General features: G+C 67.9%; 24 protein-coding genes. 8 read left to right on the forward strand and 16 right to left on the reverse strand.

The features are described 5' to 3' along the window. Nucleotides 1-17: 17 nt before the first annotated feature. The 9 genes from B9Y64_RS18060 to B9Y64_RS18100 form a co-directional block, all read right to left on the reverse strand. Nucleotides 18-275: an acyl carrier protein gene (locus B9Y64_RS18060; RefSeq protein ID WP_005411609.1), complete on the reverse strand. Its 258-nt coding sequence runs from the start codon at nt 273-275 to the stop codon at nt 18-20. 17 nt (nt 276-292) lie between these two features. Beyond that, entirely contained in the window at nt 293-550 is a 258-nt protein-coding gene (locus B9Y64_RS18065) for a phosphopantetheine-binding protein (protein ID WP_005411610.1), read from the reverse strand. Further along, nucleotides 537-1,334 (reverse strand): lysophospholipid acyltransferase family protein, encoded by a 798-nt coding sequence (locus B9Y64_RS18070; protein WP_100441887.1) that lies wholly within the window; start codon nt 1,332-1,334, stop codon nt 537-539. Before B9Y64_RS18070 ends, B9Y64_RS18065 begins: the two co-directional genes overlap by 14 nt. Beyond that, nucleotides 1,327-2,070 (reverse strand): beta-ketoacyl synthase chain length factor, encoded by a 744-nt coding sequence (locus B9Y64_RS18075; RefSeq protein WP_100441888.1) that lies wholly within the window; start codon nt 2,068-2,070, stop codon nt 1,327-1,329. Before B9Y64_RS18075 ends, B9Y64_RS18070 begins: the two co-directional genes overlap by 8 nt. A 217-nt stretch (nt 2,071-2,287) precedes the next feature. Then, entirely contained in the window at nt 2,288-3,301 is a 1,014-nt protein-coding gene (gene cydB / locus B9Y64_RS18080) for a cytochrome d ubiquinol oxidase subunit II (protein WP_100441889.1), read from the reverse strand. A 1-nt stretch (nt 3,302) separates the two neighbouring features. After that, nucleotides 3,303-4,700: a cytochrome ubiquinol oxidase subunit I gene (locus tag B9Y64_RS18085; protein WP_100441890.1), complete on the reverse strand. Its 1,398-nt coding sequence runs from the start codon at nt 4,698-4,700 to the stop codon at nt 3,303-3,305. Between the two features lie 323 nt (nt 4,701-5,023). Further along, a complete protein-coding gene (locus B9Y64_RS18090; protein WP_100441891.1) occupies nt 5,024-5,239 on the reverse strand; it encodes a hypothetical protein in 216 nt (71 codons plus the stop codon). Next, the gene (locus B9Y64_RS18095) at nt 5,236-5,886 is read right to left on the reverse strand and encodes an RNA polymerase sigma factor (protein WP_100441892.1); all 651 of its coding nucleotides are present in this window, start codon (nt 5,884-5,886) and stop codon (nt 5,236-5,238) included. Before B9Y64_RS18095 ends, B9Y64_RS18090 begins: the two co-directional genes overlap by 4 nt. Nucleotides 5,887-5,922: 36 nt before the next feature. Beyond that, complete coding sequence (locus B9Y64_RS18100; protein WP_100441893.1) at nt 5,923-6,252, reverse strand: hypothetical protein; 330 nt, start codon at nt 6,250-6,252, stop codon at nt 5,923-5,925. Nucleotides 6,253-6,419: 167 nt separating this feature from the next. On the opposite strand from B9Y64_RS18100, the gene B9Y64_RS18105 reads away from it, so the two are divergent. The 6 genes from B9Y64_RS18105 to B9Y64_RS18130 all read left to right on the forward strand — a co-directional run bounded on the left by B9Y64_RS18105 (nt 6,420) and on the right by B9Y64_RS18130 (nt 13,486). Then, nucleotides 6,420-8,789: a S9 family peptidase gene (locus B9Y64_RS18105; RefSeq protein WP_100441894.1), complete on the forward strand. Its 2,370-nt coding sequence runs from the start codon at nt 6,420-6,422 to the stop codon at nt 8,787-8,789. Next, nucleotides 8,786-9,205, forward strand: coding sequence for an NUDIX hydrolase (locus B9Y64_RS18110; RefSeq protein WP_100441895.1), 420 nt, complete (start codon nt 8,786-8,788; stop codon nt 9,203-9,205). The genes B9Y64_RS18105 and B9Y64_RS18110 overlap by 4 nt, the downstream gene beginning before the upstream one ends. Nucleotides 9,206-9,235: 30 nt before the next feature. Then, nucleotides 9,236-9,796, forward strand: a complete 561-nt coding sequence (locus B9Y64_RS18115) for a hypothetical protein (RefSeq protein WP_100441896.1) — start codon at nt 9,236-9,238, stop codon at nt 9,794-9,796. A 35-nt stretch (nt 9,797-9,831) separates the two neighbouring features. After that, nucleotides 9,832-10,959 carry a hypothetical protein gene (locus tag B9Y64_RS18120; RefSeq protein WP_100441897.1) on the forward strand — a complete coding sequence of 376 codons (1,128 nt, stop codon included), beginning with the start codon at nt 9,832-9,834 and terminating at the stop codon, nt 10,957-10,959. A gap of 10 nt (nt 10,960-10,969) precedes the next feature. Next, complete coding sequence (gene hemF, locus B9Y64_RS18125; protein ID WP_100441898.1) at nt 10,970-11,866, forward strand: oxygen-dependent coproporphyrinogen oxidase; 897 nt, start codon at nt 10,970-10,972, stop codon at nt 11,864-11,866. Nucleotides 11,867-11,962: 96 nt separating this feature from the next. Beyond that, nucleotides 11,963-13,486 (forward strand): hypothetical protein, encoded by a 1,524-nt coding sequence (locus B9Y64_RS18130; protein WP_100441899.1) that lies wholly within the window; start codon nt 11,963-11,965, stop codon nt 13,484-13,486. A 44-nt stretch (nt 13,487-13,530) separates the two neighbouring features. Here the strand turns inward: B9Y64_RS18130 and B9Y64_RS18135 are convergent, their stop codons facing one another. Next, nucleotides 13,531-14,010: a DUF421 domain-containing protein gene (locus B9Y64_RS18135; protein ID WP_100441900.1), complete on the reverse strand. Its 480-nt coding sequence runs from the start codon at nt 14,008-14,010 to the stop codon at nt 13,531-13,533. Between the two features lie 372 nt (nt 14,011-14,382). Then, complete coding sequence (gene polA / locus B9Y64_RS18140) at nt 14,383-17,157, reverse strand: DNA polymerase I (protein ID WP_100441901.1); 2,775 nt, start codon at nt 17,155-17,157, stop codon at nt 14,383-14,385. 98 nt (nt 17,158-17,255) lie between these two features. Between polA and B9Y64_RS18145 the strand changes: the two genes are divergently transcribed. Further along, the gene (locus B9Y64_RS18145) at nt 17,256-17,540 is read left to right on the forward strand and encodes a DUF2782 domain-containing protein (RefSeq protein ID WP_014038952.1); all 285 of its coding nucleotides are present in this window, start codon (nt 17,256-17,258) and stop codon (nt 17,538-17,540) included. Nucleotides 17,541-17,695: 155 nt separating this feature from the next. Here the strand turns inward: B9Y64_RS18145 and B9Y64_RS18150 are convergent, their stop codons facing one another. Next, the gene (locus B9Y64_RS18150; protein ID WP_005411629.1) at nt 17,696-18,142 is read right to left on the reverse strand and encodes a universal stress protein; all 447 of its coding nucleotides are present in this window, start codon (nt 18,140-18,142) and stop codon (nt 17,696-17,698) included. A 186-nt stretch (nt 18,143-18,328) separates the two neighbouring features. Between B9Y64_RS18150 and B9Y64_RS22190 the strand changes: the two genes are divergently transcribed. Further along, entirely contained in the window at nt 18,329-18,475 is a 147-nt protein-coding gene (locus tag B9Y64_RS22190) for a hypothetical protein (protein WP_202909081.1), read from the forward strand. Nucleotides 18,476-18,556: 81 nt separating this feature from the next. On the opposite strand, the gene B9Y64_RS18155 is transcribed toward B9Y64_RS22190, so the two are convergent. From B9Y64_RS18155 to B9Y64_RS18170, 4 genes are all read right to left on the reverse strand, one after another. After that, entirely contained in the window at nt 18,557-19,111 is a 555-nt protein-coding gene (locus B9Y64_RS18155; protein WP_100441902.1) for a hypothetical protein, read from the reverse strand. Nucleotides 19,112-19,215: 104 nt separating this feature from the next. Continuing rightward, on the reverse strand, nt 19,216-19,542 hold the full coding sequence (locus B9Y64_RS18160; protein WP_100441903.1) for a low molecular weight protein tyrosine phosphatase family protein: 327 nt from the start codon (nt 19,540-19,542) through the stop codon (nt 19,216-19,218). 116 nt (nt 19,543-19,658) lie between these two features. Then, nucleotides 19,659-21,851, reverse strand: coding sequence for a DNA helicase II (gene uvrD, locus B9Y64_RS18165; protein ID WP_100441904.1), 2,193 nt, complete (start codon nt 21,849-21,851; stop codon nt 19,659-19,661). Between the two features lie 9 nt (nt 21,852-21,860). Continuing rightward, nucleotides 21,861-23,282: an FAD/NAD(P)-binding protein gene (locus B9Y64_RS18170; RefSeq protein WP_100441905.1), complete on the reverse strand. Its 1,422-nt coding sequence runs from the start codon at nt 23,280-23,282 to the stop codon at nt 21,861-21,863. Between the last annotated feature and the right edge of the window lie 21 nt (nt 23,283-23,303).

Raw genomic sequence — 23,303 nt, forward strand, 5'->3', positions numbered from 1 at the left:
AGCCGCCGGCGCTGCGGTCAGGCGGCTGCCTGGTCCGGCAGCAGTCCATGTACGACATCGACGATGTCCTGCACGGTGCGCACGGCCTTGAACGCTTCCGGCTGCAGATTGCGGCCAAGCAGCGGCTTGAGCTGCACGATCAGGTCGACCGCATCGATGCTGTCGATGTCTAGGTCGTCGTACAGGCGGGCCTCGGGGGTGATCCGGGCGGTTTCAATCTCGAAGCTGTCGGTCAGGATGCTGACGATGCGTTCGAACAGTTCATTCTTGGTCATGGCAATTCCTGGCGCCGTTACGACTGGCGGGCGGCGACGAACTCGCCGAGCGCGCGCACGCTGGAGAAATGGCGACGGGTTTCTTCCGAATCGGCCGAGAGGCTGACACCGTACTTCTTCTGCAGCGCCAGGCCCAGCTCCAGCGCATCGATCGAATCCAGGCCGAGGCCCTCGACGAACAACGGCGCGGTCGGATCGATGTCCTCCGGCGTGATGTCCTCCAGCGAAAGGGAGGAAATGATCAATTCCTTGATCTCGTGCTCAAGTGCTTGCACGGGGCGGATCTCCAGACAGGTCGAAGTAACGAGAAAGGTGCTCGGTGACGCGGCGTGCTGCCAAGGCATCCCCCCTTGGCGAGTCGTCATCGGCCAGGAAGGGCGCGATCGGGATATCTTCGCCGATCTGCAGCCGAACGTGAAAGCGACGTGAGGGGACACGATACCACTTCTGTCCCTTGGTCAACGTGGGCGGGGTGCAGGTGATCCGCACCGGGGTGATGTCCAGCCGGCCGCGGACGGCGATGTTGGCGGCCCCGCGCTGCAGCCGTGGCGGCTGGCCCGGCACGCTGCGGGTGCCCTCCGGGAAGATGACCAGGGTGCCGCCGGCATGCACCGCCGCCACGCAGTCATCAACCAGGCCAGCCCCGTCATCGTTGGCAATGTAGCCGGCCGCCCGCACCGGGCCGCGCATGAACGGGTTGCAGGCCACGGCGCGTTTCACCACGCAATCGGCGTTGGGCAGCAGCGCGATCAGGCAGACCACATCGATCAGGGTCGGGTGATTGGCCAGCACCAGCAAACCGTCGCGCTGCAGGCGTTCACCGCCCTCGATCTGGTAGGTCATCACCCCCAGCGCACGCATCAGGCGCAGGTGGCTGGCAAAGGCGACCTGGACCACGCGGCGGGCCCGGCGGCGGCGGACCACCGGGTCGCGCATCAGCAGCAGCACCGGCATCACCAGCACGCCCAGCAGCAGGCCGCCCATGCCAAATGCGGCAAAGCTCAGGCCGGTGCCGAACACCCGCCAGGCATGATCGAGACGGCGCAGCGCCTCAGCCACGGCGCCCCCAGCGCCAGCGCTGGCCCTGGGTCACGTGCTCCAGTGCCGGCGCGCCGGACAACAGGAAGCGGTGCAGGTCCAGCGCGTGCGGCAACGTGCCCGGTGCGGTGGCAGTCGCGTCCGGCGCCGCCTCCCACTGCAGCGAGAGGGTCGGCTGGCCCGGCGTCGGCGTCGTCAATCGCCAACACCAGGCAAAGAACGGGTCGGGTTCGTCGGCGAACGTCGCGTAAATCTCGGGAAGCGGCGATTCATAGACCACCACCCGCACTTCGCGGGCGCCATCGGCCAGCAGGCCGGCCGCCTCCAGGCAGGCGGTCTCGACCGTGGCCTGGCCGGCAGCCAGCGCCAGGTAGTTGCCGCGGTGGCCGCGGGCGATCGAGTACAGCGCCGCGATCGCGTTGTGGACCGACAGGCCGAACCCGGTCGGCGACAGCGGCTGCTCGCCAACCAGCGCCCTCAGCAGGTCCATCGAACGGGCCACGTCGCCATGGCGGCTGGCGAACACCAGCGGCACCTGGCTGTCGGCACCCTGCCCGTCCTCGCACCAGCACGCAGCCTGGATCGCCATCCGGCCCAGCCGCTCGATGCGGCGGCGCTGCATCGCCGGTATCTCGGCCAGCGCCGGCGTGTCTTCGCCATCTGGCGGATACGGCGCATCGGCCCAGCCCAGCCACTGGCTGCGCTCGCTCAGGCCAGGTGCCCAGGCAGCCCAGTCGACGATGGAGAATTCGATCATTTAGCGAAGGTGCTTCAACAGGAGAACGATAGGCACGAGCCATTACGGCGACGCGCGGCGGCCCCCCGTTCCTGCAGCCGTGCGTCCGTCCAGGACGTCGCCGGCTGCCCCCCTGGCCGCCGGAAAGGAGCGCACGCTAGCACGTCCTGCACGGGGTGTGCAGGCCTTCACATTCCCCAACGCGGGACCCGGCACCGGCCGGCCCCGCTTCAATCGATCAGTGGTAACCGGTGTCGGCGTGCACCTTGCCGCGGAACACCCGGTACGACCAGGCCGTGTAGCCGAGGATGACCGGCAGCAGAATGACCAGCCCGACCAGGGTGAAGCCCAGCGAGGAGGCCGGCGCGGCGGCCTGCCACAGGGTCATTGACGGCGGCAGCAGGTAGGGCCACATGCCCAGCACCAGGCCGAGGAAGCCAAGCACGAACAGGGCCAGGCTGAGCAGGAACGGCGGTAGATCGCGACGCGGATGGGTCGCGCTGCGCCACAGCGCCGCAGCCACCGCCAGGGTCAGCAGCGGCACCGGCGACAGCCACCAGAAGTTGCCGTCGCTGAACCAGCGTGCCATCAACCGCGAATCGAGGAACGGCAGCCAGCTGCTGACCAGGCCCATCGCCGCGATCACCGCCACCACCAGCGGCCGGGTCATCTGCCGCGCAAGCGCCTGCACGCGTCCCTCTGTCTTCAGGATCAGCCAGGTGCTGCCCAGCAGCGCATAGCCGGCCACCAGCGCAGCACCGGTCAGCATCGCAAACGGGCTGAACCAGGCAAACGCACCGCCCTGGTAGACACCGTCCACCAGCGGGATGCCCTGCACCAGGGTGCCCAGGATCACGCCCTGGGCGAAGGTCGCCAGCAGCGAACCGAGGCCGAACGCCACGCTCCACAGCCGGCGCGAACGATGCGCCTTGAAACGGAATTCAAAGGCCACGCCGCGGAACACCAGCGCCACCACCAGCAGCAACACCGGCAGGTACAGCGCCGACAACAGCACCGCATAGGCCTTGGGGAAGGCCGCCAACAGCCCAGCGCCGCCCAGCACCAGCCAGGTCTCGTTGCCATCCCAGATCGGCGCGGCCGTGTTCATCATCAGGTCCAGCTGTTCCTCGTCCTCGGCGAACGGGGCAAGGATGCCGATACCGAGCACGAAGCCGTCCAGCACCACATACATCAGCACGCCGAAGCCGATCACCGCGAACCATGCCACCGGCAGCCAGGTCATCAGGTCCATGTCAGCGCTCCTCCAGCGGTTCGTCGGCCGCCGACAGCGGGCGCGCCGGGGTGTGGCTGCCGTGGTCCAGCGACGGCCCTTCGGCGTACGGCTGCGGCCCATGGCGCAGGATCTTCACCAGGTACCAGATGCCCCAGCCGAACACGAAGGCATAGCCGACCACATAGACGCCCAGCGACAGCGCGGTCATCCACGCCCTCTGCGGGCCCACCGCATCAGCCGTGCGCAGCACGCCGTACACCACCCACGGCTGTCGCCCCATCTCGGTGACGAACCAACCGGAGATCAGCGCGATGAAGCCACTGGGCAGCATCCAGTTCCAGCCGCGCAGCAGCCACGGCGAATCCAGCAGCCTGTTGCGCCACAGCTGGAACGCCGACACCCACGCCAGCAGCAGCATCAGCGTGCCCAGCCCGACCATGATGCGGAAGGCGAAGAACACCGGCGTCACCGGCGGCCGCTCGCTGGCCGGTACCGAGGTGAGCGGATCGAAGGTGCCGTCCAGCGAATGGGTGAGGATCACGCTGCCCAGCTTCGGGATGGCCACTTCGAAGTCGTTGCGCTCTTCCTTCTCATTGGGCAGCGCGAACACCACCAGCGGCACGCCCTCGCCCTCCCTGGTTTCGTGCCAGTGCGCTTCCATCGCCGCGATCTTCATCGGCTGGTGCTTGAGCGTGTTCAGGCCATGCATGTCGCCAACGAAGATCTGCACCGGCACGGTCAGCGCAGCGAATGCCACGGCGGCGATCAACATGCGCCGGCCCGCTTCCACGTGCGTGCCCCTGCGCAGGTACCACGCGCCCACGCCACCAATCACGAAACAGGTGGTGATGAACGAACCCAGCGCCATGTGCGCCAGGCGGTAGGGGAACGAGGGATTGAACACCACCTGCCACCAGTCCACCGGATGCACGATGCCGTTGACCATCTCGTAGCCGGCCGGCGTATGCAGCCAGCTGTTGGACGAGAGGATCCAGAACGTGGAGAACAGCGTGCCCAGCGCCACCATGCAGGTGGAGAGAAAATGCAGGCGTGGCGAGACCCGGCCCCAGCCGAACATCATCACGCCGAGGAAGCTGGCCTCCAGGAAGAAGGCGGTCAGCACTTCATAGGTCAGCAGTGGGCCGATGACCGTGCCGGCCACCTCGCTCAGCCGCGGCCAGTTGGTGCCGAACTGGAAGGCCATGACGATGCCGCTGACCACACCCATGCCGAACGACACTGCGAAGATCTTCTGCCAGAAGAAATACAGCTCGCGCCACACGGGCAACTTCGTGCGCAGCCAGCGCCATTCGATGAAGGCCAGCCAGCTGGCCGTACCGATGGTGAAGGCGGGGAACAGCACATGGAAACTGATGACGAATCCGAACTGGATCCGGGACAACAACAACGCGTCCAAGGGACGCCTCCTGCCTGCGACCGGTGGGATACCGGACCACTTTAGGAGGATTTCGTTGAGCCGGGATGCGACCGGGTGACGCGCTGCTTCACTTTGTCGCAGGGCGGCGTGACCGCCGCCGGGCATGGCCCGGGGCTACCGATTGACCGCTTTGGTAGCCGCCAACCTTGGTTGGCACACACTCAAGCGCCGACCAAGGTCGGCATCTACCCACAGCGATTGGATGAGTAGCTGCCAACCCTGGTTGGCACGCACACCCCAGCGCCGACCAAGGCCGGCATCCACCCACAGCAATGGGAGCGGCCCATCGCCCGGTGGGCGCCTCACTGCCAGAAGTACACGACGCCTGCCGCCAGCAACGCCGCAACCAGCAGCACCTGCACCACCACATACCACACACCACTGTCGCGCGACTCAGCGCTAATGCGCTTCTGCAGCGCCTCATTCACGTCCGGCGTTTCTTCCTGCTGCGCCTGCTCACGCAACGCCTGTGCCAGCGCGCGCGCTTCCGCATCGCGAGGGTCGGTCGGTGGGTTCACAGCAGCTCTCCGGCGGTGGCATGCCGCGTCAGTTCCTGCTTCAGGACCTGGCGCGCGCGGTGCAGGTGGCTCTTGATGGTACCGCGTGCCAGCCCGGTCACCTGTTCGATCTCGGCCAGGTCGAAATCCTCCAGGTAATGCAGGCCGACGATCAGGCGCTGCGGTGCACTCAAGCGTTCCAGTGCCGCGCCGAGCTGGCGCCCGGCCTGCAGGGCCTCACTCAACTCGGCGGGCCCGGGGCCTTCATCGCCGATCCCCAGTTCCTCCGGCACCTCCACCGCCACCATCCATTGCCTCTCCAACCGCCGCCGCCGCAGATGCTGCAGCGCAGTGGTGTAAGCGACCCGGGAAACCCAGGTGCGCAGCGAGGATTCAAAGCGGAACCGGTGCAGCTGGCGGAACACCGCCAGGAAGGTTTCCTGCAGCAGGTCAGCAACCTGGTCGCGGTCGCCGACCATACGCCCGATCACATGCGCACAGGTGCGCTGGTGCGTCTCCACCAGTTGTGCAAAGGCCGCTTGCGAACCGTCGATGATGGCCCGCACCAGGGCCTGGTCCGCGTCCAGCGGCTCGGCGGGTGCCGCCATCGCCGCTGCATTGCGGCGACGTCCCCGCAATGCAGCCAGTGCTCCGCCCAGCAGGCTCATGCGCGGGGCGCCCCCTGTGCCCGTGGCATGCCTGCCTCAGCCCTGGCGTGCGGCGGGACGGGTGAAATGCCAGGCCAGCAGCTGGCCGAGGCCGGCGCTGCCGACCATTGCGGCGGCAGCGCCGAAGGTCAGCTCGCGCGCACCGATCGCCTCCAGCAGGCCCATCGCCACGGCCAGGCTGACCAGGCTGATGCCCCAGCGCAGCGCACCCTGCCGGCGGCGCTCTTCTTCCAGCACCGCCAGCGAGCGGATCACTTCCTCCGGCACGTGCGGGGCCACCAGCTTGCTGCGGGCGCGGGCATCGGCAATGGCATGGATCGCGTAGGCGATGCAGATGAAGAGGGTGATCGGGATCAGTTCCTGCATGGTCGGGCTCCTGTTCGGTGGATGATGCGGGTTCAGGAGAATGGATGCGCGACCACGGCAACCGGTTGCAGCATTTTGCCGATTCCGCTGCCATGACCTGTGGCCCCTGCCCGGGGCCCTTGCGGCTGCTACGCTTGCCCGGTTTCCTCTTCTGGTGCCGTCCGCCCATGTCCCGAGTGCTGCCCCTGTCCCTCCTGCTGTCGGCCGTGCTGGCCGCACCGGCTGCGCATGCCGCGCCGACGCCGATCACCATCGAACAGGCCATGGCCGACCCGGACTGGATCGGTCCGCCGGTCGAGAAGGCCTGGTGGTCGTGGAACAGCCAGCAGGTGGAGTACCAGCTCAAGCGCAACGGCAGCCCGGTGCGCGACACCTTCCGCCAGCCGGTCGCCGGCGGCGTGGCCGCGCAGGTGGCCGATGACCAGCGCGGCACCCTGGACGTCGCCGAGCCGGTCTACGACCGCAGCCGCAGCCGCAGCGCCTTCGTCCGCAACGGCGATGTGTTCGTGCGCGACCTGCGCAGCGGCGCGCTGACCCAGCTGACCCGCAGCAACGAACGCGCCAGCGGCGTGAACTTCGCCGCCGACAACGGCGTGATCTGGCGCGTCGGCCAGAACTGGTTCCACTGGACCGCAGCCAGCGGTGTACAGCAGGTGGCCAGCCTGAAGGCCGACAAGGACCCGCGTACGGCGCCGAAGGCCGACGTGCTGCGCGACCAGCAGCTGCGCACGCTGGAAACCCTGCGCCGCGACCGCGACCAGCGCGAAGCACTGAAGGACCAGGACCAGCGCTGGCGCCAGGCCGATCCGACCCGCGCGCCGGGCCCGGTGTACCTGGGCGCCGATGTCGAGATCGGTGACAGCGTGCTGTCACCGGACCTGACCCACCTGATCGTGGTGACCAAGCCGAAGGACTTCGACGACGGCCGCACCAGCAAGATGCCGCTGTACGTGACCGAATCGGGTTACGAGGAAACCGAGGACACCCGCACCCGCGTCGGCCGCAACGGTTTCGAACCGCACACCCTGTGGTACGTGGACGTGCGCACCGGCAAGGCCGAGAAGGTCTCGCTGGGCAGCTTGCCGGGCATCAATACCGACCCGCTGGCCGAACTGCGCCGCAAGGCCGGCAAGGATGCGCTGAAGGGCGAGCGCAGCGTGCAGGTGATGAGCGATTTCATGGGCGGCGGCATCCGCTGGAGCGCCGACGGCCAGCAGGCAGCGGTGATGCTGCGTGCCAACGACAACAAGGACCGCTGGATCATCAGCGTCAACGCAGCCGACGGCCGCGTGCAGAACCGCCACCGCCTGACCGACAACGCCTGGATCAACTGGGGCTTCAACGATTTCGGCTGGATGGCCGATGGCCGCACGCTGTGGCTGCTGTCCGAAGAATCGGGCTTCTCGCACCTGTACACCCAGGCCGGCACCGCCAAGCCGCAGGCGCTGACCAGCGGCAAGTGGGAAACCTCGGCGCCGGTGCCGTCGGCCGATGGCAAGGGCTTCTATTTCCTGTGCAACCAGCAGGCGCCGCATGACTACGAAGTCTGCGCGGTCGACACCGGCAACCGCCAGGTACGCGAGCTGACCAGCCTCAACGGCGTGGAAGACTTCTCGCTGTCGCCGGATGGCCAGCAGCTGCTGGTGCGTTACTCCGCAGCCTACCTGCCGCCGCAGCTGGCCGTGCTGCCCAGTGCCGGTGGCCAGGCGCGGGTACTGACCGACACCCGCACTGCCGACTACAAGGCACGCGAGTGGATCCAGCCCAAGCTGGTGGCGGTGCCGTCCAAGCATGGTGCCGGCGTGGTCTGGGCCAAGTACTACGAGCCCGAGCACAAGGAACCGGGCAGGAAGTACCCGATCGTGATGTTCGTGCACGGCGCCGGCTACCTGCAGAACGTGCACCAGCGCTACCCGGCCTATTTCCGCGAGCAGATGTTCCACAACCTGCTGGTGGAGAAGGGTTACATCGTGCTGGACATGGACTACCGCGGCAGCGAGGGCTACGGCCGCGACTGGCGCACGGCCATCTACCGCAACATGGGCCACCCGGAACTGGAAGACTACAAGGACGGCCTGGACTGGCTGGTCGACACCCAGCAGGGCGACCGTGACCACGCCGGCATCTACGGCGGTTCCTACGGCGGTTTCATGACCTTCATGGCGCTGTTCCGTGCACCGGGCACCTTCAAGGCCGGCGCCGCGCTGCGCCCGGTGGTGGACTGGCACAACTACAACCACGGCTACACCAGCAACATCCTCAACACCCCGGACATCGATCCGGAGGCGTACCGCGTGTCCTCGCCGATCGAATACGCGCAGAACCTGCAGGACAACCTGCTGATCGCCCACGGCATGATGGATGACAACGTGTTCTTCCAGGACTCGGTGCATCTGACCCAGCGCCTGATCGAACTGCACAAGGACAACTGGTCGATCGCACCGTACCCGCTGGAGCGCCACGGCTACGTGCGTGCCGACTCCTGGCTGGACCAGTACAAGCGCATCCTCAAGCTGTTCGAGCAGAACCTGAAGTGAGTACTGCCGCGGCCACGATCCGGATCGTGGCCGCGGTCATCCTGGATGACCGCGGCCGGGCGCTGCTGGTGCGCAAGCACGGCGCCCGCCGCTTCATCCAGCCCGGTGGCAAGCCCGAACCCGGCGAAGCACCGTTGCAGGCGCTGGCCCGCGAACTGCACGAGGAACTGGGCGTGCAGCTGTGCGCCGCTTCGGCCATCGCGCTGGGCACGTTCGAGGACTGGGCGGTGAACGAGCCCGGCCACCGTGTGCAGGCGCAGGCGTGGTGGGTGCAGGTGGACGGCACGCCCCAGGCGAGCGCCGAGATCGCCGAACTGGCCTGGGTGCCCCTGCAGCCACCGCATGGCCTGCCCTTGGCACCCTTGAGCGAACACCATATCCTGCCGGCGGTCGCCACCCGGGTGACGGCCCGCTGAGCAGGCGGGCGCCGACTGCAAGGACATCGGATGTCAGTGCCGCTCCCGCCGCTTCCCACCCCCATCACCCCGACCGCCAACGCCTGGGTGCGCCCGATGGCGCAGGCGTCGTTCTGGCTGTGCCTGCTGCTGACGCTCTACTTCGTACTGCAGGCGCTGCTGTTGTGGCCACTGCACGGCACCCCGCTGTGGCAGTCGCTGGCCGGCATGGCGCAGGCGCACCGGATGCACAGCGTCACCTGGCTGCTGGCCCACCCGGTCGGCGCCTCGATGATCACCGCGTTGATCTGCCTGGCCTCGACCACCGCCAGCTGGGGCCTGCTGCGCGAGCGCCGCTGGGGCCTGTGGGGCTTCGTGGCGCTGTTGTTGCTGAGCGCGCTGGCCAACTTCGCGATCGCCTGGTGGCTGGACGCCTGCATGCGCGATCTCATCGCGCTGCTGGCCGATGATCCGGCCCTGCAGCAGGAGCTGCAGCCGCGGCGCTGGATGGTCACCTTCATCGTGGTCGCTACCTCGATCCTGTTCCTGGGCCTGCAGGGCTGGCTGGCCTGGCGCCTGTTGCGGCCGGACATCCGCTCGCGCTTCCACTGAACCCTGTCCGATTCCCGCTCGACAAGGACCGTCGCATGCGCGTGCTGCCCCTTCTCCCCGTACTGCTGCTGTTCGCCGCGCCGCCTGCTTCCGCCGACGCGTTGCGGTGTGGCGAGTACCGCAGCGACGATGGCGGCATGGCGCTGGTGTTCACCACCGCCAACAGCGGCTACCGCCACAACGACATCGGTGAGCCGGAGCCGCTGTGGGTCGATCGCAGTGCGGCACAGACCCGCCTGGTCATGCTCGACGATGGCGTCGCGGCGCCGATCCGGATCAGCGCCGATGGGCAGCGCATCGAGGATGACGTTGTGGTGGTCTACACCCTCCGCCAGCCCCGGGCCTGCGCCGTCGAACCCCGCGCGATGGATGGCAGCTGCCGCGCCGCCGGCAGCCACTGCATCGCGCAGCTGCCCACCGCTTCACCCGGCCAGGCCCAGCGCGCCTGCAGCGAAGGCGTTGGCGCGGGCTGCTCGGCGCTGCTGCGACAACTGCGCGAGGGCACGGCCGTGGCGGAAAGCAATGACGTCGGCCCAGCACGCTTCGAGCGCCCGCCCGCCTGCCGCGAGCACACGCCCGGGCATGACCCGCAGGCCTGCGAAGCACTGACCGACGATGCGCTGGCCATTGCCATGCAGCGGGTGGGCCAGCAGCTTGAACAGGAGGAACGAAGCACGCCGGATCTGCCGCTGCCCGCTGCTGTCCGTGATCGCCTGCAGCGGCTGTGCCTGCAGCACCGCGTTGGCCGCTTCTGCGTCGAGATGGCCGCCCAGCAGCTGGATGCGCTGGAACCTGCGTTGGCGGTGCAGGCGCTGCAGGTGGTCTGCGATGCCGGACGCGTCAGTGCCTGCGAACGTACCGCACCATTGCGTGAACTCGGTGCCGACCTGCGCCTGGTCCCGGCCCAGCAGGTGCCGTGCGGCCGCTACCAGGCCGACGGTGGCGTGATCGACATGCTCGACTTCGGCAATGGCACCCATGCACGCCTGCACAAGGGTGCCATCCACCTGCAGCACGACGGTCAGAGCCTGGTGCTGCGGCCGCTCGCCAACGGTGACCTGCTTGGCATTGATAGCCAGACCGCCTACCAGCGGTATCGCCCGCAGGAAGGCGTGCCCTCCTGCAGCCGTCCGGCCGACAGCCTCGGGCGGCCCCTGCGGTAAAGTACGCGCCATGAACGAATTCGAGCGCGTGCGCGCCTACCTCACCGACCTGCAGGACCGCATCTGTGCGGCGATCGAGGCCGCCGATGGCCGGGCCCGCTTCCAGGAAGACCTGTGGCAGCGTGCCGAGGGCGGTGGCGGGCGCACCCGCGTGCTGCGCGACGGTGCGGTGTTCGAGCAGGCCGGTATCGGTTTTTCCGACGTGGCCGGCAGCCGCCTGCCGCCGTCGGCTTCGGCCAACCGCCCGGAACTGGCTGGCGCCTCCTGGCGCGCCACCGGCGTGTCGCTGGTGTTCCACCCGCTCAACCCCTATGTACCGACCACCCATGCCAACGTGCGCTTCTTCCAGGCGCAGCGCGACGGCGAGGTGGTGGCCAGCTGGTTCGGCGGCGGCTTCGACCTGACCCCGTTCTATCCGTTCGACGAGGACGTGCAGCATTGGCACCAGGTAGCCCGTGGCCTGTGCGCGCCGTTCGGCGAAGAACGCTATGCCGCGCACAAGCGCTGGTGCGACGAATACTTCTTCCTGCGCCACCGCAACGAAACGCGTGGCGTTGGTGGCCTGTTCTTCGACGACCTGCACGGCGACTTCGAGCGCGATTTCGACTATCTGCGTGCGGTCGGTGATGGCTTCCTCGACGCCTACCTGCCGATCGTGCAGCAGCGCAAGGACGCCGCATATGGCGAGCGCGAACGCGAGTTCCAGCTATACCGCCGCGGCCGCTACGTGGAATTCAACCTGGTCTACGACCGCGGCACCCTGTTCGGGCTGCAGAGCGGTGGCCGCAGCGAAAGCATCCTCATGAGCCTGCCGCCCCGGGTGCGTTGGGAGTATGGCTTCAACCCGGAAGCGGGCAGCGCCGAGGCGCGCCTGGCCGACTACCTGGTGCCACGCGACTGGCTCTGATCTTCCGGCGCCACGCCTGACGCGTGGGGCCTTCTCCCGCCTGTGGTGCGCCCTGCACCTGACAGGCCCTGCTTTGCCTCCTTCAAGGATGACCCCATGCCTGTTGCTGTTCCCTTCCGCTCCCGCGTCGCGGGCTGGCGCACCCTGCTGGTGCTCGCGCTGGCCTCGGCCAGCCTGCCGGCTGCCGCACAATCGATGGCCTGCGGTACCTACAAGGACGTCGACGGCGGCGCCACGCTGACCATCGAGAGCGAAGCCCATGGCTTCCTGTCCAGTCCCTACCAGGCCACCGAACGGCTTCGGCTGGTACGCCAGGACAACCTGCTGGGCACAGGCAACCTGTCCACCGGGCGCCTGGAAAACTGGGAATTCAGCGACGACGATCGCACGATCTCAGGCGGATACCACACGTTCCAGCGGCAGGCGGCGGCCGCCTGCAAGCCGGTCCCGGACATGGTCGAAGGCAGCTGCATGGCCGACACCAGCGACTGCCTGGAAGCCCTGCCGGATGCCGCACCTGCGCAGCTGCATGCCTGGTGCAGCGAGGGCGTGGAGGTGGCCTGCACCCAGCTGCAGGACACCTACCAGCGCCAGGCCAAGGAGGCGCATCCGCAGCCAGCCAAGGCCGAGCCGCGCATGCCGGCCTTCTGCCGGGATGACGCTTCGCCCGATGAAGCCGAGGCCTGCCTGGCGGTCATGAAGGTCATGGCCAGCGAATTGATGGGCATGTCGGTGCTCGGCCTGCAGCGGTCCCCGGACGCACCACTGCCTGCACCGCAGCTGGATGAACTGGCGGCATTGTGCGCACGGCAGCAGGGCGAGGCGTTCTGCAGCAATGTGGCCGAAGCACTGTGGAACGGCGGGCGCCTCCAGCAGGCCGCCGAAGCGCTGCAGCGCTCCTGCGCGCAGCGTCCGGGCGCCGCAGCCTGCGACGCCGCCAAGGCGCTGGCGATCGTCTCCCGGCAGCCCGCGTCGGCACTGGCCGCAGTGGCCGCCACCACGCTTCCCTGCGGACGCTTCGAGGCCGGCCGCGGCCTGCTGTCGAACCTGCACTTCCTGGATGGCGGCCTGGTCGAGGTGGCCGGCCTCGGCAGCCGGCTGCGCGCACGTGTGCAGGACGGGCGGATTCTGCTCCGGCGCGACGTCGGCAGCGATTTCGTGCTGCAACCGCTGGCCAACGGCAACCTCGTCGGGATCGACCATGACAACCGCTTTGGTTACTACGAGCGCATGGACAAGGCCGCATCACAGTGCCAGCCGCCCGCCGTATTCGTGGAGATCCCGCAGCCACTGGACTGCCCCACCGTGGCCCGCAAGGGTGGTGCTGCCGCCTGCTGCGACGACGGCAAGCTGCTGGGCTGCAAGGTGGCGGGCGAGGAACTGCACCGCGCAGACAAGTGGCAGCAGGCGCAGCCTTACTTCATCAAGCTGTGCAGCGCTGGCGTGCGCGATGGCTGCCTGGGACTGGCCGCCGGGTACGTCCACACCGGCGACCCCAAGGTGCCGCAGACCATGGCCGCCATCTGCGCCAAGGATGGCAAGGGCACGCATGTGGCCTGTGATGTGGACGCCACCCGCAACTGGCCGGCGCTGAAGGCCGAAGCCGAAGCCGCGCCCTGACGCGCGGCACCTGCAGAGCCGAGCCCGTGCCCGGCTCCACAAGCTCAGCCGGGCTTTCTGGGGATGATGGTGATGTGCCCGTTGATCTCCAGCAGGGCCAGCTCGACATCCCCCACGTCCAGGCAGCCCTGCTGGCGCATGGCGGCCTCGAAATCCGAGCGGGTGACCTGTTCACGGCGCAGAACGGCGTCGAACAGGCGCCCTTCGCGCGCGATCACCACCGGTTCGCCCTCGACCAGGCGTTCAATCCGCCGGCTGCGGGTGCTCACCCAACCCACCCCGTAGTTGAGCAGGATCAGGGTGGCTGCCAGCAGCAGGCCGCCGCCCAGCGAGGTGTCGGTGCCCAGCAGGGCGTTCTGCACCGCATTGCCCAGCAGCACCACCAGCAGCACGTCGAACGGGGTGATCTGCCCCAGCGGGCGCTTGCCGCTGAGCCGGACCATGCCCAGCACCACGACATACACCACCACCGCGCGCAGGATGAATTCCCACCACGGCATCGCCAGTGCGAACAGATCGGGCATTGCGGATTCCCCTGCTGGACGTTGGCCCAGCCTAGCACCTGGGGTCAGATCCCTTTGCCCGATGGGCAAAGGGATCTGACCCCATCCGAGGTGTTCGGGCGGCACAAATAAAAAGCCCCGCTGACCAGGGGGAGGTCAACGGGGCCGGGGAACGGGCACTTGGGGAGGAGTCCCCGTTCCGAGATCTGCTCCAGGGGATGGGAGAGATCCACAACAGGCATTGCGCCTGTCGGGAGTTATAGAAGCACTCCGAACACTAACGGTTCGTGAAGGGGCCCCATTTAATGAAATTCAATCGGGGCAACATTCATGGTCGAGTCAGAAAGCCCCGACGCATGAACAAATTCACGTCGTTTTCGGCCTGAAATGCCGTCAGTGCGCTTCGTCCCAGTTATTGCCGATGCCGGTATCGACCACCAGCGGCACCCGCAGTTTGGCCGCTTGCGACATGCGCTCCACCACCTGCAAACGCAAGTCTTCAACGAAACTGCTTTCGGTTTCGAATACCAGTTCATCGTGCACCTGCAGGATCATCCGTGCCGGTGCCCCGCTGTCGCGCAGCCACTGGTCCACATCCACCATCGCGCGCTTGATGATGTCGGCGGCGGTGCCCTGCATCGGCGCGTTGATCGCCGCGCGTTCGGCACCGGCACGCAGGCCCTGGTTGCGGGCGTTGATATCGTTCAGGTACAGGCGGCGGCCGAACAGGGTTTCCACGTAGCCCTGGTCACGGGCCTGCTGGCGCATCCGCTCCATGAAGTCGCGCACGCCCGGGTAGCGGCTGAAGTACAGCGCCACGTAGTCCTGCGCCTGGCCACGGTCGATGCCCAGGTTGCGGGCCAGACCGAAGGCGCTCATGCCGTACATCAGGCCGAAGTTGATCGCCTTGGCGGCGCGGCGCTCGTTCGGGGTCACCTCCTCCAGCGTGCGCCCGAACACCTCGGCGGCGGTGGCACGGTGCACGTCGGCACCCTGCTCGAAGGCACGCACCAGGCCCGGGTCCTCGGACAGGTGGGCCATGATCCGCAGCTCGATCTGCGAATAGTCGGCCGCCAGCAGCTGGAAGCCTTCCGGCGCCACGAACGCGCGGCGGATGCGGCGGCCGTCCTCGGTGCGGATCGGGATGTTCTGCAGGTTCGGGTCCGACGAGGACAGGCGGCCGGTGGCGGCACCGGACTGGTGGTAGCTGGTATGCACGCGGCCGGTATCCGGGTTGACCATCTCCGGCAGCTTGTCGGTGTAGGTGCTGCGCAGCTTGGCCAGGCCGCGATACTCCAGGATCACCCGCGGCAGCTCGTGCTGGTCGGCAATCGCCTCCAGCGCCTCTTCATTGGTGCTGGGCTGGCCCTTCGGTGTCTTCACCACCGCCGGCAGCTTCAGCTCGTCGAACAGCACCGCCTGCAGCTGCTTGGGCGAATCCAGGTTGAAGCTGCGCCCGGCCAGCTCGGTGGCCTTCTGCTGCGCCGCCAGCATGCGCGAGGACAGGTCCTGGCTCTGCCGGCGCAGTTCATCGGTATCGATCCGCACGCCATTGGCTTCGATCGTGGTCAGCACCGGCACCAGCGGCATCTCGATGTCGCGGTACACGCTGTCCAGCGCCGGCACGGCCAGCAGCTGCGGCTGCAATGCGCGATGCAGGCGCAGGGTGATGTCGGCGTCCTCCGCCGCATAGCGGCTGGCCTCGTCGATGCCCACCTGCGAGAACGGAATCTGCTTGGCACCCTTGCCGGCCACGTCCTCGAACTTGATGGTGCTGTAGCCCAGGTAACGCAGGGCCAGCGAGTCCATGTCGTGGCGGGTGGCGGTGGAGTTGAGCACGAAGCTTTCGAGCATGGTGTCGTCGTGGTAGCCCTGCACGTCCACGCCATGGCGGCGCAGCACATGCAGGTCGTACTTGCCATGCTGGCCCAGCTTCTTCTTCGCCGGGTCCTGCAGCACCGGGCGCAATGCATCCAGCACCTGCTGCAGCGGCAACTGGGCCGGCGCGCCCGGGTAATCGTGGCCGACCGGAATGTAGGCCGCCTTGCCCGGCTCGACCGCCAGGCTGATACCCACCAGGCGCGCGCGCATCGCGTCCAGCGCATCGGTTTCGGTATCGAAGCTGACCAGGTCGGCCTGCTGCACGCGCTCGACCCACGCCTGCAGCTGCCCGGTGGTCAGCACGGTCTCGTACTCGCCCGGCGCGGACAGCGCCGGATCCAGCGTGCCGGCGGCCGGTGCCTCGGCGCTGCCACGGGCGAAGCCGGCCGCCGTGCCACGCAGGCTCGGGGTGGCTTCGCTGGCGGCTGCCGGCGCCGGCAGCGGCGCACCCAGTTCCTTCAGCGCCTGGGTGAAGCCATAGCGCGTATACAGCCCGGTCAGCTCCGGCACGTCCTGCTCGCGCAGGGCCAGCGTGGTCGGGCTGGCGTCCAGCTCCACGTCGGTACGGATGGTCACCAGCTCGCGGTTGAGCGGCAGGCGCTCCAGCGCGGCGCGCAGGTTCTCGCCGATCTTGCCCTTCATGGTCGGCGCGGCCGCCATCACACCGTCCAGGTGCTGGTACTCGGCCAGCCACTTGGCAGCGGTCTTCGGCCCGCACTTCTCCACGCCCGGCACGTTGTCGACGGTGTCGCCCATCAGTGCCAGCAGGTCGATGATCTGGTCGGCGCGCACGCCGAACTTCTCCATCACCGCCGCGTCCGAATCCATGCGGCTGCCGGTCATGGTGTTGACCAGTTCAATGCCCGGGCGCACCAGCTGGGCGAAATCCTTGTCGCCGGTGGAAATGGTCACCTTCAGGTCCTGCGCCAGGCCCTGCAGGGCCAGCGTGCCGATCACATCGTCGGCTTCCACGCCGGGAACACGCAGGATGCTGATGCCCAGCGCTTCGACGATGCGGCACATCGGCTCAACCTGGCTGCGCAGCTCATCGGGCATCGGCGGGCGGTTGGCCTTGTACTGGTCGTACAGGTCGTCGCGGAAGGTCTTGCCGGGCGCATCGACCACGAACGCCACGTAGGCCGGGCGTTCCTTCAGGGTCGAACGCAGCATGTTGACCACGCCGAACAGCGCGCCGGTGGGTTCACCCTGTGCATTGGACAGGGGCGGCAGCGCGTGGAACGCGCGGTACAGGTAACTGGACCCGTCGATCAGGACTAATCTGCTCATGCGCCGATTCTACGCGCCCACGCCTGCACCGCGACGACACGGCACGCACCCGGCGATGGGGCATAATCAAGGCTCTATCCAGGCAAAGGCCCCCGCCGATGAAGACCCTGATGCTGGCTTCCCTGCTCCTGCTCGCTGGCTGCGCCAGCATGGGTGGCGCAGGTGCTCCCCCGGTGGACGTCAAGGGCGCCGATGTCTCCAAGCGCACCATGGACAACGGCGACACCATCGAGGAATACCGTGTCTCCGGCCAGCTGCGCATGGTCAAAGTGACCCCGTCGCGCGGTGCCCCGTTCTACATGTATGACAAGAACGGCGACGGCCGCATGGACAACGACAAGGACGGCGTGTCGCCGGTGTACTGGAAGCTGTACAGCTGGTGATGTGACCGGGGTCGGCGGCAACGCCCATCGCCGGTCCAGTGGATCCACGCCATGCGTGGATACGCACCCCGGCCCCACAAAAAACAACGCCGGCGCGCATCCTGCGACCGGCGTCGGGTCCCCTCCCCGGGAACGCTTGGATCAGCGGGTGTGGATCAGCGGATGACCAGCACCGGCAGCGTGCTGCGTGCCAGCACTTCGGCGGTCTGGCTGCCCAGCAGCACGCGGGTCACGCCACGGCGGCCATGCGAGGTCATCACGATCAGGTCGCTGTTGCGCTCGCCGGCGGTCTCGATGATGCCGTCGGCCGCATAGCGGTCCAGCACATGCACCGGATTGGCGGTAATGCCCTGCTCGGCGGCCTTGGCCAACGCCGGCTGCAGCACCTTCTGTGCACCTTCCTCGCGGTCGGCCTTGTACTCGGGGCTGTTCATGTAGCCCACGCTCCAGCCCATGGCGTCGTACATGCCGACCGCCCACGGCTCGGAAACAGTCACGATGTCGACCTCGGCGTTGAGGTCCTTGGCCAGCTCCAGGCCCTTGGCCAGGCCCTTGTCGGCCAGCTCGGACCCGTCGGTGGCAATCAGGATGCGCTTGTACATGGTGGGGCTCCGTGACGATCTGCCAGATGGGAACGTCACCATTGCACACCGGATGTGCAGGCCGCGCCTTGAGCAGGATCAATCCTGGCGCCGCGCAGCGGCGTGTGCGCACCGCCCGCTTGCACACCCCCTGACCGCGGCGCATGCTGGACCAGCGGCACCGCGCCGCCCCCAAGGAGAACGCACATGCAGGACAACAAGCCCCCGGTCTGGAGCTCACAGAAGTCCATCATGGTCGCGCTGATCGTCGCGTTGGCGGTGCTTTTCGGTGGCTACCAGATCGGCAAGGACATGGCGCTGCGAGACAACGCCCTTCAGACAGCGGGCAAGTAACCTGCTTCTGTAGAGCCGAGCCCATGCTCGGCTGCGGATGAAGGAGCCGAGCATGGGCTCGGCTCTACATCAGGCCCGCCTTCAGGCGATCTGCACCACGCGCGCGTTCTGGCACAGCGGATAGCTGCCCACGAATTCGGCAATCGCATCACGCATCGCTTCAAACGATTCGCCATACATGTACAGCGCGGTCTCGGTCGGGCCCTGCCACCAGCTGCAGATCTCGCCAAGGCCGTCGATGTTCTCGGACAGCTGCTCGAACACGTGGTTGGAATCGCACTGTTCGTAGACTTCGTCCGGCAGGTTCAGGCCATCCAGGTAGATGCCCAGCCCCTCGGTCACGCCGAAGCTGCGGTCGGCCTCGCCCGCGCCCTGAATCTGCGAGCCCTTCGGCGCACCCAGTTGTTCCAGCAGGTCGATCAGTTTCGGCACGCCGGCCGCATCGACCAGCGCCACTTCGATATCGCCGTATTCGACCTCACCCAGGTCGGAGATCGCAGTGCCGCCGCCGGTCAGCTCGCCCACCTGGGCCGCCTGCAGCAGCGCGTCGAGCGGATCCTCGAACAGTTCGTGGCGGTGCTCGGGCTGCAGACGGGCGTTCAACTTCACGGTGACGTGCAGCGTCGGTTCGGTCATGGGGGCGTTCCTGGAAGATGTCGCCCCATTGTAGAGCCGTGCCATGCTCGCCTGCCCTCCCGGCAGAAGCAGCCGAGCGTGGGCTCGGCTCTACAGCACCGTGGTCAACGCAGGAACGGCGCCACCTTGCGCTTGAGCAGCTCCACCAGCACCGGGTCCATGTAGTCGTAGTCGTCGGGGATGTCCAGGCAGATCACCCGCTTGCCGTTCAACCAGGCCTTGTAGCGGCTGGACAGCCGGTTGCGGTGGGCCCTCTCCATCACGAACACCTGGTCGGCCCACTGCAGCAGCTCGGGGCTGAGCACTTCCTCGGCATCGGCCAGCAACCCGGCCGAGGCGGTCTCGATGCCCGGCCAGTCGGCGAACACCTGCTCGGCCGTAGGGCTGCGCAGGCGGTTCTGGCTGCAGAGGAAGAGCACATTGCGGGTCATGGCTGCAGCGTATCGGGGTCGGGTCCCTTTTCCAACGGAAAAGGGCTCTGACCCCATGCGTGTACCGCGTTGGGCTCAGAGCCCTCCCTGCGGGAGGGATCCGACCCCGACAGTGATCAGATCACCGTCAGGTTGGCATACGCCATCACCAGCCACTTGCTGCCGGCATCGGCGAACTCGACCTGCACGCGGGCGTGGGCGCCGTTGCCTTCGTAGTCGGTCACCATGCCTTCGCCGAATTTGGGATGGGTGACCAGTGCACCCAGCTTGATCGGCGGTGCCTCGATCGAGGCATGACCCATCACCCGGCTGGCGCCCATCGAGGCCGGCCGCGAAACCTGCACCTTCGGGCGGACTTCGTGCAGCAGCTCGCGCGGAATCTCGCGCAGGAAGCGCGACGGCAGGCTGTAGTTGTCCTGCCCGTGGATGCGGCGCGACTCGGCATAGCTCAGCACCAGCTTCTGGCGCGCGCGGGTGATGCCGACGTAGGCCAGGCGGCGCTCTTCTTCCAGCCGCCCGCTTTCCTCCAGCGAGCGTGCGCTGGGGAACAGCCCCTCTTCCAGGCCGGCCAGGAACACCAGCGGGAATTCCAGGCCCTTGGCCGAGTGCAGCGTCATCAGCTGCACGCCGTCCTCGCCCGCCTGCGCCTGGCCCTCGCCGGCCTCCAGCGCGGCATAGGCCAGGAACGCGACCAGCTCGTCCATGTCCTCGCCCACCTCCTCGATGTCGTCTGCCCGGCGCACGAAGCGCGAGGCCACCGAGACCAGTTCGTCGAGGTTGTCGGTACGCGATTCGGAGTCCAGCGCGTTGCGGCTCTCCTTGCTCCAGTGCTCGCGCAGCTGCGAGCGGGCCAGCACATGGTCCACGCGCTCGGCCAGGGTCATGTGCAGGGTCTGTGCCTGCAGCTCGTTGACCAGCACCAGGAAGCCGGCCAGCGCATTGCGTGCGCGTGCGGCCAGCGCGCTGCCCTGGGTGACCAGCATGGTCGCCTCCCACAGCGAAATACCCTGCGCGCGTGCCTCACGGCGCACTTCGTCCAGCGTGCGGTCGCCGATGCCACGCGTCGGCGTGTTGACCGCACGCTCGAAGGCGGCGTCATCGTTGCGGTTGGACAGCAGGCGCAGGTAGGCCAGCGCGTCCTTGATTTCGGCACGCTCGAAGAAGCGCATGCCGCCATACACGCGGTACGGCACCTGCTCGCTCAGCAGTGCTTCTTCCAGCGCACGCGACTGTGCGTTGCTGCGGTAGAGCACGGCCACTTCGGTGTAGCTGCCACCATCGCGCACCCATTGGCGGGCGCGCTCGACGATGTAGCGGGCCTCGTCCATCTCGTTGTACGCGGCATACAGGTCGATCGGCTCGCCGTCGCCGCTGTCGGTCCACAGCTGCTTGCCGATGCGGTCGGGGTTGTGCGCGATCACCGCATTGGCGGCGCCGAGGATGTTGGCGGTGGAGCGGTAGTTCTGTTCCAGGCGGATGGTCTGTGCGCCCGGGAAGTCGCGCAGGAAGCCCTGCACGTTCTCGACCTTGGCACCGCGCCAGCCGTAGATGGCCTGGTCATCGTCACCGACCACGAACACATGGCCGGAATCACCCGCCAGCACGCGCACGAAGGCGTACTGGATGGCATTGGTGTCCTGGAACTCGTCCACCAGGATTTCGCGGAAGCGGGCGCGGTAGTGGGCCAGCAGGGCCGGGTTGTCGCGCAGCAGTTCATGCGCGCGCAGCAGCAGCTCGGCGAAGTCGACCAGGCCGGCGCGGTCGCAGCGCGCCTGGTACTCGATGTAGGCCTGGCGCATGGTTTCCAGCCAGGCGTCGTGCGGTTCGGGCTGGATGTGCTGCGGGCGGCGGCCTTCGTCCTTCTGCGCGTTGATCCACCACGCGATCTGCTTGGCCGGGTATTTGCCGTCGTCCAGTTCCAGCGCCTGCACCACGCGCTTGACCAGCCGCAGCTGGTCGTCCGAGTCCATCACCTGGAAGCCTTCGGGCAGCCTGGCGTCCTGCCAGTGCAGGCGCAGCAGGCGGTTGGCCAGGCCGTGGAAGGTGCCGATCCACATGCCGCGGCTGCCGTTGGGCAACTGGGCATCGATGCGGTGGCGCATTTCGCCGGCCGCCTTGTTGGTGAAGGTCACCGCGAAAATGCCGTGGGTCGGCACGCCATCGACTTCATGCAGCCAGGCGATGCGGTGGGTGAGTACGCGGGTCTTGCCGGAACCGGCACCGGCCAGCACCAGGTGGTGGCCGGGGGGAGCGGAGACGGCTTCGCGCTGGGCCGGGTTCAGGCCATCGAGCAGGTGGGAGACATCCATGCCTCCATTTTACGGCATCGCCGTCGCGGCTCCTGCGACCACCTGGGTCGCCAGTGCCTGCGCCTGCTGGCGCAGTTCAGGCACTGCGAGGCTTTCCCACAGGCTGCCGATGCGCAGGCTGCCGAGCACGCCCAGCCGGGCCTGCGGCTGGCCACCCGCTGCACGCAGGCGGTCACCCGGCACCGTGCTGTCCAGGCCCAGCCCATGTGGGCCGGGGCGGGCCAGCCCATCGGCCAGCAACTGCTGCAGCAGCGGATTGCGCAGTGCGCTGGCGCGGGTCTCTACGCCGGTGGCATTGATCACCCCGCCAATCGTCCAGTGCTGTTCATTGCCTGAGCCATCGCGACCACACAGCTGCAGCGCATCACCTTCGCGGCAGACGCGTTGCAGGCGGGACCGGTGGATACGCAGTTGGCCGCTGTCCTGCAGGGCCTGCAGCTGCGCGTCGACCTCTTCGGCGATGCGGTGGCGATGCACGTCCCAGTAGCGCACCACATGGCGCAGGAAGCGGCGCTGGTCGGCTTCGCCAAGGCTGCACCACAGCGCCTGCCCGTGCGGGCGGATGCGGTCCATCACGCCCTGCCACGGCAGGCCGTCGGCCTGCGCCTGGCGGGCGAACCCGCGCAGCGCACGCAGGCGCTGGCGCAGGTTCATCGGCAGCAGCGTGGCCGGGTCGAACGTGGGCAGGCCACCATGCGCATGCGGCAGCGGCAGCAGGCCATGGCGCGAGATCACATGCAGCGGACCAGTGTGGCCGGCGGCGACCAATGCCAGCGCGGTGTCGGCCATGCTCAGGCCGGACCCGACAATGGCCACGGCCTGCTCGCCGGCCAGGGTACGCACGCCGTCGTAGTCCCAGGCCTCGATCACGTCATCGGCGGGCAGTGCGTCAGCACCGGCCACCGGCAGCGGACGCATGCTGTTGCCGGTGGCGAGCACCGCCTGCGCGGCATGCAGCGCCTGGCCATCGCCCAGCTGCAGCCGGTAACCATGGTCATCCGGCTGCAGGCCCAGCACCGGCTGCGCGATCACCTGCAGCTGCGCCGGGCTGACCGCGGCGGCCTCCTGCAGGCGCTGCTGCAGGTAGGCAGCAAAGTAGTGGCGGCACACGTAACGCTCGCCCAGCACCTCGCGCGCCTCGCCCGGGTAGGCATCGGCGGCCATCAGGTAGTCGAGGAAATCGCCAGGCTGGTCGGCAAACGCACTCATCTTCGCCGCCGGCACGTTCAGCAGGTGCTCCGGCCACGGCGTGGCATAGGCGATGCCCTGCGCCAGCTGCGAGGCCGGCTCGAAAATGGCCAGCGCCAGCGGCGCGTGGGCCTGGCGCAGTACCTGGATCGCCACCAGCACCCCGGCCGCACCACCACCGATGATCGCCAGGTCCAGTTCGCCATTACGCGGTGAATCAGTCATGCACTGATTGTAGGCCATCGGCGATGACAGGCCGGAGTG

The sequence above is a fragment of the Stenotrophomonas maltophilia genome, assembly GCF_002799245.1.
Taxonomy (GTDB): Bacteria; Pseudomonadota; Gammaproteobacteria; order Xanthomonadales; family Xanthomonadaceae; genus Stenotrophomonas; species Stenotrophomonas maltophilia_S.